The organism is Solwaraspora sp. WMMA2101 (genome assembly GCF_049179175.1).
Classification (GTDB): Bacteria; Actinomycetota; Actinomycetes; order Mycobacteriales; family Micromonosporaceae; genus Micromonospora_E.
On sequence record NZ_JBMHMA010000006.1, the window covers coordinates 4,298,697 to 4,307,658 of the forward strand.

At 68.2% G+C, this 8,962-nt stretch carries 14 protein-coding genes; 7 read left to right on the forward strand and 7 right to left on the reverse strand.

Translation table 11 applies throughout. The features are described 5' to 3' along the window. Positions 1-73: 73 nt before the first annotated feature. A complete protein-coding gene (locus tag ACN28F_RS20550; protein WP_421359251.1) occupies positions 74-886 on the reverse strand; it encodes a MerR family transcriptional regulator in 813 nt (270 codons plus the stop codon). A gap of 22 nt (positions 887-908) precedes the next feature. Next, positions 909-1,559 carry a GntR family transcriptional regulator gene (locus ACN28F_RS20555; protein ID WP_421359253.1) on the reverse strand — a complete coding sequence of 217 codons (651 nt, stop codon included), beginning with the start codon at positions 1,557-1,559 and terminating at the stop codon, positions 909-911. Positions 1,560-1,908: 349 nt separating this feature from the next. Between ACN28F_RS20555 and ACN28F_RS20560 the strand changes: the two genes are divergently transcribed. From ACN28F_RS20560 to ACN28F_RS20570, 3 genes are read left to right on the forward strand one after another with little or no spacing between them, the layout of a single operon-like run. Next, positions 1,909-2,211 (forward strand): transposase, encoded by a 303-nt coding sequence (locus tag ACN28F_RS20560; RefSeq protein ID WP_421359255.1) that lies wholly within the window; start codon positions 1,909-1,911, stop codon positions 2,209-2,211. After that, on the forward strand, positions 2,208-3,104 hold the full coding sequence (locus ACN28F_RS20565; protein ID WP_421359257.1) for an IS3 family transposase: 897 nt from the start codon (positions 2,208-2,210) through the stop codon (positions 3,102-3,104). Before ACN28F_RS20560 ends, ACN28F_RS20565 begins: the two co-directional genes overlap by 4 nt. A 48-nt stretch (positions 3,105-3,152) precedes the next feature. After that, on the forward strand, positions 3,153-3,623 hold the full coding sequence (locus ACN28F_RS20570) for a DUF3885 domain-containing protein (protein ID WP_421359259.1): 471 nt from the start codon (positions 3,153-3,155) through the stop codon (positions 3,621-3,623). Positions 3,624-3,658: 35 nt separating this feature from the next. Here ACN28F_RS20570 and ACN28F_RS20575 read toward each other — a convergent pair whose 3' ends face one another. The 3 genes from ACN28F_RS20575 to ACN28F_RS20585 all read right to left on the reverse strand — a co-directional run bounded on the left by ACN28F_RS20575 (position 3,659) and on the right by ACN28F_RS20585 (position 5,589). Next, positions 3,659-4,105: an AAA family ATPase gene (locus ACN28F_RS20575; protein WP_289209516.1), complete on the reverse strand. Its 447-nt coding sequence runs from the start codon at positions 4,103-4,105 to the stop codon at positions 3,659-3,661. A gap of 532 nt (positions 4,106-4,637) precedes the next feature. Continuing rightward, positions 4,638-4,826 (reverse strand): DUF397 domain-containing protein, encoded by a 189-nt coding sequence (locus ACN28F_RS20580; protein WP_421359261.1) that lies wholly within the window; start codon positions 4,824-4,826, stop codon positions 4,638-4,640. Beyond that, positions 4,813-5,589 carry a helix-turn-helix domain-containing protein gene (locus ACN28F_RS20585; protein WP_421359263.1) on the reverse strand — a complete coding sequence of 259 codons (777 nt, stop codon included), beginning with the start codon at positions 5,587-5,589 and terminating at the stop codon, positions 4,813-4,815. Before ACN28F_RS20585 ends, ACN28F_RS20580 begins: the two co-directional genes overlap by 14 nt. A 121-nt stretch (positions 5,590-5,710) precedes the next feature. Here ACN28F_RS20585 and ACN28F_RS20590 point away from each other — a divergent pair, with 121 nt between their 5' ends. The 3 genes from ACN28F_RS20590 to ACN28F_RS20600 are packed head-to-tail and all read left to right on the forward strand — an operon-like array spanning position 5,711 to position 6,393. Further along, the gene (locus ACN28F_RS20590) at positions 5,711-5,845 is read left to right on the forward strand and encodes a hypothetical protein (RefSeq protein ID WP_289209519.1); all 135 of its coding nucleotides are present in this window, start codon (positions 5,711-5,713) and stop codon (positions 5,843-5,845) included. A 43-nt stretch (positions 5,846-5,888) separates the two neighbouring features. After that, the gene (locus ACN28F_RS20595) at positions 5,889-6,095 is read left to right on the forward strand and encodes a hypothetical protein (RefSeq protein WP_421359265.1); all 207 of its coding nucleotides are present in this window, start codon (positions 5,889-5,891) and stop codon (positions 6,093-6,095) included. A gap of 19 nt (positions 6,096-6,114) precedes the next feature. Beyond that, positions 6,115-6,393 carry a hypothetical protein gene (locus tag ACN28F_RS20600; protein ID WP_289209521.1) on the forward strand — a complete coding sequence of 93 codons (279 nt, stop codon included), beginning with the start codon at positions 6,115-6,117 and terminating at the stop codon, positions 6,391-6,393. A 74-nt stretch (positions 6,394-6,467) separates the two neighbouring features. On the opposite strand, the gene ACN28F_RS20605 is transcribed toward ACN28F_RS20600, so the two are convergent. Both ACN28F_RS20605 and ACN28F_RS20610 read right to left on the reverse strand, forming a co-directional pair. Beyond that, positions 6,468-6,953 (reverse strand): SRPBCC family protein, encoded by a 486-nt coding sequence (locus ACN28F_RS20605; RefSeq protein ID WP_289209522.1) that lies wholly within the window; start codon positions 6,951-6,953, stop codon positions 6,468-6,470. Continuing rightward, positions 6,944-7,300 carry an ArsR/SmtB family transcription factor gene (locus ACN28F_RS20610; RefSeq protein ID WP_289209523.1) on the reverse strand — a complete coding sequence of 119 codons (357 nt, stop codon included), beginning with the start codon at positions 7,298-7,300 and terminating at the stop codon, positions 6,944-6,946. Before ACN28F_RS20610 ends, ACN28F_RS20605 begins: the two co-directional genes overlap by 10 nt. Before the next feature lie 84 nt (positions 7,301-7,384). Here ACN28F_RS20610 and ACN28F_RS20615 point away from each other — a divergent pair, with 84 nt between their 5' ends. Continuing rightward, on the forward strand, positions 7,385-8,866 hold the full coding sequence (locus ACN28F_RS20615; protein WP_289209524.1) for an aldehyde dehydrogenase family protein: 1,482 nt from the start codon (positions 7,385-7,387) through the stop codon (positions 8,864-8,866). The last annotated feature ends 96 nt before the right edge of the window (positions 8,867-8,962 follow it).

Genomic DNA, 8,962 nt, shown 5'->3' on the forward strand with positions numbered 1-8,962 from the left:
ATCGAGCCTCCCCCGGGGAGAGGGTCAAGGACGTCGGCGCACTACCTCGTCCGGGTGCTGCGTCACTGTGAGTTCAGCCGGGGGACAGCCGGAAGACCGGCCAGCCGATCTCGGTCCGCCACCGTCGAGCGTCCCCGGTCTCGCGGGGACCCGTCAGGTACGTCTCGTGAACGGGCCCGTCCACGGCCAGCGCATGCGAAGCCACCCAGTTCCCCAGGCGACCGTAGGTGACATCGATGTCGTCGTGCGGGCCCGCATGGACGGCCACGGCCAGATCGGCAGCCGGAAGGTCGACGACCTTGATCCGGCCATCGCTACGCGGGTGGTGCACCGGCCGGAAGACGGTCATGACCCCGGTCCCACCGGTGAACAGCTCGTTGGCGTACCGACCGCCGGCCGGCCCGGAGCGCTCGTCCGGTGGAAACGCTTCCTCCAGGTCGTCCATCGCCCGGTCGAACCAGGCGAGGGAGTTCTCGAGCCGGACCTCCGCGCTGATGGCGACGACGGTCCGGGAGGGGACGGAACGCAGTTCGACATCGAGCACCGCAGCGTCGGGCAGCAGCAACTGGCGCAGCGACACCACCGCTGCCCGCGTGCGGTCGAGTTCGGCCTCGAGCCGGTGCAGGTGACCCGCAATGAGCTCGGCACGCTGTTGCGGGTCGTCGGTCGTGATGATCGACTTGATTTCGGCCAAGGGCACGTCGAGCTCCCGCAGCCGATGGATCACCTGCGCCGTCGCGATCTGGTCGGGCAGGTAGTACCGGTAGCTCGTGTCGGGGTCCACCTTCGCCGGCGCCAGCAATCCGGACTCGTGATAGCGCCGCAGGGTCCGCACGCTGAGGTGGGTCACGGTGGCGAACTGGCCGATGGTCAGACCCGTACGCATCGTCACAGTCTCCAACAGGTCGTCACGCAGGCGAATCGGCGGCCGCTCCCAGTTCGAACGCCTCATCCAGGCTCATCCAGTTCTCCCGGGCGGCTGTGGCGGCACCCTCCACGTCACGTGCCTCGCACAGCGCGATGATGCGCTCGTGCTGAGCCACCGAGCTGCGGCCGCTCAGCGAGGAGAAACGCAGCCGCTCGAGTCGCCGGAGTACGGGCGTGAACTGCTCGAGAACCGTGCGAAGAGCCGGATTGGCGGAGACAACGACCGCAACGCCGTGAAACTCGTCATCTGCTGTGATGGCCGCGTCGACGTCGTCAGCCTGCAAGGCTGCCGCGAAATGGACGTTGGCTGCCCGCATGGCCTCGATGTCATCGGCCGACAGCCGGGGCACCGCTTCGCGGACCGCGAGCTCGTGCATTGCGGCGGTGACTGTCTGCGCTGCCCGTGCAGCGTGGGCATCCAGCGGGCTCACCATGGTGTAGCGGCCGGGCTTCGTCCTGACCAGGCCCATCTCCTCAAGGCGGGTCAACGCCTCGCGTACCGGGGTGCGGCTCACTCCCAGCCATTCCGCCAGCTCCGCGTCGTTGAGCCGTTCGCCCGGCGCCAACGTGCCGTCGACGATGGCGTCCCGGATCCACCGGTAGGCGTTCTCCCGTAGCAGGGATCGCGACATCACCCCAACGCGTCCTGGCACCGGCATACAACATATCCCACACCACATGCAGGTTTGTCGTCAACGGGCTCACAGGCACGCCCTGGTTTGCGGCAACTCCAGGATGCCTAGGCGTCGCATGTCCAGGTGGGGTCTGTGGCGATGGCGATCACTTCGTCGAGGCGTACCCGGGCCTGGGTCATCGCGGCGATCTGTGCCTCCAGCCGCTCCCGCTCGGCGTCCAGCAGGGCCCGTGACCGAGGTACGCACTCGGCCTCGAGCAGAGCGTGTGTGGGCCTGACCCGGTTTGACGGACATCCCAGCTCAGAGGGGCTGTGTGCCCCTCGGGAGGATGTTCATCATGGAAGGCATGGGCAAGAAACCACGCCGGCCGCGCAGAGCGTTCACGCCGGAGTTCAAGGCGGAGATCGTCGAGGTGTGCCGGCGGGGTGACCGATCGGTGGCGCAGGTCGCGAGGGACTTCGACCTGACCGAGACCGCGGTCCGTGAGTGGGTCAAACAGGCCGACATCGACGCCGGCACCCGGTCGGACGGGTTGACCAGCGACGAGCGCGACGAGCTGGCGCGGCTGCGGCGGGAGAACCGCCGGCTCCGCGAGGACGTCGACATCCTCAAACGGGCCACGGCTTTCTTCGCGACGGAGACCCGGTGAACGTGTACCCGTTCATCGAGGCGGAGAAAGCGCGGCCCGACGGGAACGTGAAGCGTTCCTGTGAGCTGCTGGAGGTCTCCCGGTCCGCCTACTACCAGCACCGCACCGGTCCGTCGCGGCGGGACCGCGACGACGTCGACCTGACCGCCCGCATCGCGCGGATCCACGCCGACTCGGCCGGCACCTACGGCGCGCCCCGGGTCCGCGCCGAACTCGCCGCGCAGGGGCGGCGGCACTCCGGCAAGCGGGTCGCGCGGCTGATGCGGACCGCCGGGTTGTGTGGTCGCACGCCGAAGCGGTGGCGGACCACGACCGTGCCCGACCCGGGTGCGGCGTTGTCGGCGGACCTGATCCGCCGGGACTTCGACGTCGCCGCCGGCCGGGTCGACACCCGCTGGTGCGGCGACATCACCTACATCCACACGTGGGAGGGCTGGTTGTACCTCGCCACCGTCATCGACATCGCGTCACGCCGGGTGGTGGGCTGGGCGACCGCCGACCATCTGCGGACCGATCTGCCCGCTCAGGCGTTGTCCACCGCGATCGCCGTCCGCCGCCCGACCGGGCCGGTGATCTTCCACAGCGACAGGGGTTGTCAGTACACGAGTGCGCAGTACGCCCGGCTGGCCGACCGCAACGGGGTGCGGTTGTCGGTCGGTGGGCGGGGTCAGTGCTGGGACAACGCCGTCGCGGAGTCGTTCTTCGCCACGATCAAGACCGAACTGCTCGACCGGAGGGCGTGGCCGACTCGGGCCGCCGCCCGTGCGGCGATTTTCGAGTGGATCGAGGGGTGGTACAACACCCGCCGCCGCCATTCCACCCTGGACTACATGAGTCCGGCCGAGTATGAGGCAACGGCCTATTCCCGCAGGCCAGCCAGCAAGGTAGCGTGAGATCAACTTACCGACCCTGTCCGTCAAACCGGGTCAACCCCACATGCCTTGCCAGGCTCGAAGCGTTACCCCGACACCGAGGGCGAGTACGGCACCGTTCTGGCTCGACACAACACCGTCTTGGGCGAGTTGGTGACCGGCTCGGCCGTGCTGGTGATCACCGCCGGCTACTCGGACCAGCCCGACCCGCAGGAACCCGGCCGGTCAGCTGAAACCATCGCGGCACACCCGCCCGGAGCGTATTGGACGAGTGTCTGCGTCGATGACGAGCCGGGCTTCGAAAGCTGGATGCATCTCTTTGCAAGCGAAACTCCCTGGTCGCCCGGCTGCCTCGACCTGCTGCTCCGCCGCGTGGCCGACGACGTCATCGGCAATGTCCTTGTCTGTGACTTCGATCTGCGCTGGCTCTATCACCCGTACGACGGGGGCATGGACGTCGTCCTGCCTACCACCGCTGACCGTGACGCCCTGCGGAGCCGACACCAGGACTGGCTCTCCACACACCCACAAGGCCTGTAGGACCCACCGCCATGCAGCGCGAATAGCGCGGCAGATCAGTTCCTTGCCCTCACAAGCTCTTCAAGGGTGTCGGCCAGCTCGGACACGTCACGACGCCCATCGAGCTCGGTTGTAGCGCCGCGTCGCAGACGAGGCTCGACGGTCCGGACGTATTCGGCGATCTCGGCTCGCTGCTCGGGAGTCCGACCGTAGGGGTTCGCTCGGCGCGCGACCCGCTGCAGAAGCACTGCTAACGGTGCGCTGAGAAGAACGACGTGGTCAAAGCGGTCGTAGAAGCGGCCTTGGTTATCCACTGTCCCGGACACGATCAGGTCTTCGTGCGAGGCCAGCAACTCGTCCATGCGCAGCTCATCCCAAGTGCCGTCGGTTAGTTCCCAGCCGTCGTAGTCGGTGTCGACGGTGAGGTATCCCCGCCTGCGCAACTCGTCAAGAACAGTAGTCTTACCTGCCCCCGACATACCCGTCACCAGAACCCTCGCCACGCACGTATGGTATCGATCGACGCAGCACCTCATGGTTCAGGCGCACCTCGCGGCCAGATGCGGCGTGCGATACGCCCACACATCGCGGCATGAGCGGATTTCGCTGTGCCGCCCCGACAACCCCTAACCGCCGAAGCGGCGCGTGGCGGCAGGTTCAAATCCGGACGCCCGCGATCGGCGACGCTGCTTCGAGTGGAGGGCTCAGGCACGTTACTCGCGCGAGTAACGTGCCTGAGCCCTCCACTCGACGGCGGACCGAGACTCGACGGACCGAGGTGCGCGCTTCTCGGCAGATCCGGAAGCGAGGACCGGCAGGCCGGGCGAGGCATTCTCACGCGACGTTACCGAGCCGGCAGGGCAGCCGGGCCCAGAGTTCGGTCCGCGCCTTGCCGTCGCGGCGGTGGCCAGGTTTCTGGGCGATGGCAGGACGGAGAGCGGCGGGCTCGGCCGGGCCAGCGTGAGCGGGAGAGACTGCGCCGGCTCTACCAGGCAGAGCCGGCGCAGTCTGGTCGACTTGTCGAGCGGGGTCAGCTCAGTGATGCTGCTTGGCCAGCTCGACGAAGGAGCGCCAGGCGGAGCCGTCGAAGGTCAGGGTGCCGCCGTCGCGGTCCTTGGTGTCGCGGACCAGGACCCGGCCAGGCAGGTTGTCCGCCACCTCGACACAGTTGCTCACTCCACCCGATCTGGTGGACTTGCGCCATGAAGGGCTAGCTGTGCTCATCGATCAACCTTAGAAGCACGTCTTGGCTCTGGGTAGTCGACAACGAGAGATCGGTGATCGCCTCCCATGCCCATTCGAGTTCGATGACGTCGGCGGTTGTGGTTGCCATCCTGCCGCGTAGCTGGTCGTCCAGGTAAGCGATCCGGCTTCCGTCGCCCAGCGTCGCCAGCGAGAACGGCCCGCCGAGGCCAGGGTGGAGGCCCACGCCACGGTCGGGTACGACCCGGATCCGGATGTTCGGTTGGTGGCTGGCGTCAACCAGGTAGCCGAGCTGATCTTTGAGGACCTCGCGCGACCCTTGATGCAGGGCAGTCTCACCGATCAGGCAGGACAGCTCGACCGGCTCGTCGCGATCGAACACCGCCGCCTGCCGTTCGAGTCGGATCCGTACCAGGTCGTCGACCTTGCTCTTGTTGGCCGGAACGGATGCGAACAGCTTACGCATGTAGGGCTCCCGCTGCAGTAGCCCTGGCATGATCGACAAATCCCAGCAGCGGAGCAACACCGCTCGCTGCTCGTGGTCAGCCCAGGACCGCAGCCATGGTCGGCGGTCTGCGTGCGCTTCCTTGGCGAGTTTCTGGATCTTGTCGCCGGAGTTCAGCACCTGGTCGATGGCCTGCGCGGTGTCCTCCTGCGGCACCAGTCGGCCGGTCTCGAAGCTGGCGATCAACGATTTCGACACCGAGAGCGCCTTTGCCAGTTGGGTCTGGTTCATGCGCCTGGCCAGTCGGAGCCGTCGGAGCTCCGTCGTGAGTTCACTCATGTTTATCACCCCGAATATCTACTGATGGCCGTGATCTCAACCTGGTTCATCTTCTACTCACGCCAGCCGATAGTCCAGGGTGGAAAACGACATCCTTCGGAAGTGATCGAGAGGAGTGTGGATGGTGGGAATCGAAGCGGTGGTCGGGGCGGCGCTGCTCGGCTTTGCCGCCGGGCTGTGGTCGTTCCGGGTGAAGTCCCGGTGGTGCCCGTACTGCGGGCGGCCGACCTGGCCGCTGGCCAGGCACTCTGACTAGCCGGCTGGTCCGGGAGCCGCATCCGAAGTCGGGAGACGTACTGGTGATCGGCCGGGCAGCGAGCGTGCAGTTCGCCGACGGCCGGGGGTTCCGGTTCCGGGTGATCTCGGTCGACCGGAAGTGGACGTACGACGGCTGGGTCTGGCTCACCGGATACGTGATCGACCGTGAGGGGAACGCCGCCGAACGGCGGGAGATATTCGTCCAGCGTCGAGGGCTTCATCGACTTGCCGGACATGCGAAAGACTGATTCTTGATCAAGGAGAAAGATGATCATCGAGATGGTGCGGGACTGGTGGCTGCGCGTCCGGGACCGGTTTTCCGGCAGGTCGGCGGCGTCCCGGCGACTGGAAACGCTGCGGCGGCTGGATGCGCTGCGGCACGAGCAGGCGAGGAAGCAGGTGCCGGACCGGGCGGCGGTACGGCGTCGTCGGCGCGACGGCAACCGGGGACACCACTGGTCGGCGGAGCCGACGATGCTGGTCCCGACGACCCGCCCGCTGCTGACCTACGCCCAGCAGCTCGGCTACCGGCTGCCGCGCCCGTGACGACGAACCCGGCTGATCGACGGGGACCGGGGCGGCAACGGCTCCGATCCCCGTCGATCAGCGGGCGACACCGGTCACGCGGCCAGCAGGTCGTCGATCTGGTTGATCGCCGAGGTGGCGCCCTCCACCATGCCCATGTCCAGGACCTGCTGCAGCGCCTCGGTGGACTCGTACCTGGCTGTGTACGTGGCCCGGGTGCCGCCGTTGTGAGCGGCGAAGGTGTAGGTGTTGTGGGAGACCGGCAGTTCCGCCTTCGGCGTGAAGTCCAGGCCCGCGAAGCCGTCGTCAAAGGTGAGGCGCGTCGGTTCGTCGACAGCGGTGATCAGCCAGTACCCGGCGTACTTCTCGCCCTCCGGGCTGGTCATGTAGTAGGTCACGCGTCCGCCGGGCGTGAGGTCGTGGTCGACCACGGTCGCCGGGTACGTCGGTGGTCCCCACACCTTCTCCAGTTGGCGGGGGTCGGCGTAGACCTGCCAGACCCGCTCCAGTGGCGCGGCGAAGTCCGCCGTGATGGTCAAGGTCAGGTCGTCAAGGTCCTGCTGGACGTCGGTCACTGGCATTGTTGTTCGGTCCTTCCGTCGGGATCGGCTGCGATCAGTGCGTCGATGCGTGCGATGTGGCCACGCCAGATCTGTTCGAGCTCGGCGAGCATGGCTGCCACCGAGCGCACGGCCTGCACGTCGCCGCTGGCCAGCTGCTCGCGACCTCTGCGTCGCTTGGTCAGCAGCCCGGCCCGCTCCAGCACGGTGACGTGTTTCTGGACGGCGGCGAAGCTCATGTCGTACTTGGCGGCGAGCGTGGAGACGGAGTGCTCCCCGGCCAGCACCCGGCGCAGGATGTCGCGCCGGGTGCGGTCGGCGAGCGCGTGGAACATGGCGTCGGCCCGGTCTGCGCTCTCCTCGGTCACCACACAGACATACAACCAATCGGTTGTATGTCTGTCAAGTTCGTCGAACGAACTCGTGCATCATCACTGGCCTAGGCTGGCGGGATGGAACCTGCCGACCCGACCCTGCGTACGCCGTTCTGGCTGGCCGGCGAGCCGGCGCACGGCGACGAGCCGCTCGACGTGCACCACCCGTACGACGGTCGGGTCGTCGGTCGGACCAGCCTGGCCACGCCCGACCAGGTCGAGCAGGCGGTCGCCGCCGCGCACCGGGTCGCGCCGGTGGCGGCCGCGCTGCCGGCGTACCGCCGGGCGGCCGCGCTGGACCACGTCAGTGCCCGGCTCGCGCAGCGCGCCGACGAGATCGCCCGGCTGATCACCGCCGAGAACGGCAAGCCGATCAAATGGGCGCGTGCCGAGGTGGCCCGCGCGGTCTCCACGTTCCGCTGGGCGGCCGAGGAGGCCCGGCGCTTCTCCGGTGACCTGCAGCGCCTCGACACCGACCCGGCCGCCGCCGGCCGGATCGCGCTGGTCCGCCGGGTGCCGCGCGGCCCGGTGCTGGGCATCTCGCCGTTCAATTTTCCGCTGAACCTGGTGGCACACAAGGTGGCCCCGGCGATCGCGGTAGGCGCGCCGATCATCGTCAAGCCGGCCCCGGCGACCCCGTTGACGGCGTTGCTGCTCGGTGAGCTGATCGCCGAGGTCACCGAGCCGGACGGGCCGGAGTCCGGGCTGCCGGCCGGGATGGTCTCCGTACTGCCGGTGCCGAACGACCGGGCCGGCGGTCTGGTCGCCGACCCACGCCTGCCGGTGGTGTCGTTCACCGGCTCCGGCCCGGTCGGCGCGCTGATCCGCCGCTCAGTGCCGGAGAAGCATGTCACCTTGGAACTGGGCGGCAACGCCGCCGCGCTGATCTGCGAGGACTGGACCGGCGACGAGGAGCTGACCTGGGCGGCGCAGCGGATCGCCACCTTCGCCAACTATCAGGCCGGGCAGAGCTGCATCGCGGTGCAGCGGGTGTACGTGCACGAATGGCTCTACGACGGCTTCCTGCCCCGGCTCGTCGACGCGGTGGCGGCGCTGCGCCTCGGCGACCCGGCCGACGAGGCGACCGACGTCGGACCGCTGATCGACGAAACCGCCGCTGTCCGGGTCGAGTCCTGGGTGGACGAGGCGGTGACCGCCGGGGCGACGATCGACGTCGGCGGCCGGCGCGACGGTGCGACGTACCCGCCGACGGTGCTGACGCAGGTGCCGGCCGGTGCGCGGGTGCTCACCGAGGAGGTCTTCGGCCCGGTGCTCGTCGTGCAACGGGTCGACAGCGACGCCGCCGGGTTCGCGGCGATCAACGACTCGGCGTACGGGCTGCAGGCCGGCGTCTTCACCCGCCGGTTGCAGACGGCGTTCGCCGCGCACCGCACCCTGGCCGTCGGCGGGGTCATCGTCGGTGACGTGCCGTCGTACCGGGCCGACCAGATGCCGTACGGCGGGGTCAAGGGCAGCGGTGTCGGCCGCGAAGGGGTGCGCAGCGCGATGGACGACTACACCGAGCCCCGGGTGATGGTCCTCACCGGACTTGATCTCTGACCGGAGTTTGCACGACTGTGCAAGTTGGCGTGGGATCGCTCAATATTCATTGACACCAGTGTGTGACGGCTGAGACGGTTTCACCGGCAGAGCTCC

Bases quoted from the DNA above. Each gene is read 5' to 3' on its own strand.
- ACN28F_RS20550 (WP_421359251.1), bottom strand. From the start codon at position 886: ATGCGTACGGGTCTGACCATCGGCCAGTTCGCCACCGTGACCCACCTC.
- ACN28F_RS20555 (WP_421359253.1), bottom strand. From the start codon at position 1,559: ATGTCGCGATCCCTGCTACGGGAGAACGCCTACCGGTGGATCCGGGAC.
- ACN28F_RS20560 (WP_421359255.1), top strand. From the start codon at position 1,909: ATGGGCAAGAAACCACGCCGGCCGCGCAGAGCGTTCACGCCGGAGTTC.
- ACN28F_RS20580 (WP_421359261.1), bottom strand. From the start codon at position 4,826: ATGAGCACAGCTAGCCCTTCATGGCGCAAGTCCACCAGATCGGGTGGA.
- ACN28F_RS20585 (WP_421359263.1), bottom strand. From the start codon at position 5,589: ATGAGTGAACTCACGACGGAGCTCCGACGGCTCCGACTGGCCAGGCGC.
- ACN28F_RS20590 (WP_289209519.1), top strand. From the start codon at position 5,711: ATGGTGGGAATCGAAGCGGTGGTCGGGGCGGCGCTGCTCGGCTTTGCC.
- ACN28F_RS20600 (WP_289209521.1), top strand. From the start codon at position 6,115: ATGATCATCGAGATGGTGCGGGACTGGTGGCTGCGCGTCCGGGACCGG.
- ACN28F_RS20605 (WP_289209522.1), bottom strand. From the start codon at position 6,953: ATGCCAGTGACCGACGTCCAGCAGGACCTTGACGACCTGACCTTGACC.
- ACN28F_RS20615 (WP_289209524.1), top strand. From the start codon at position 7,385: ATGGAACCTGCCGACCCGACCCTGCGTACGCCGTTCTGGCTGGCCGGC.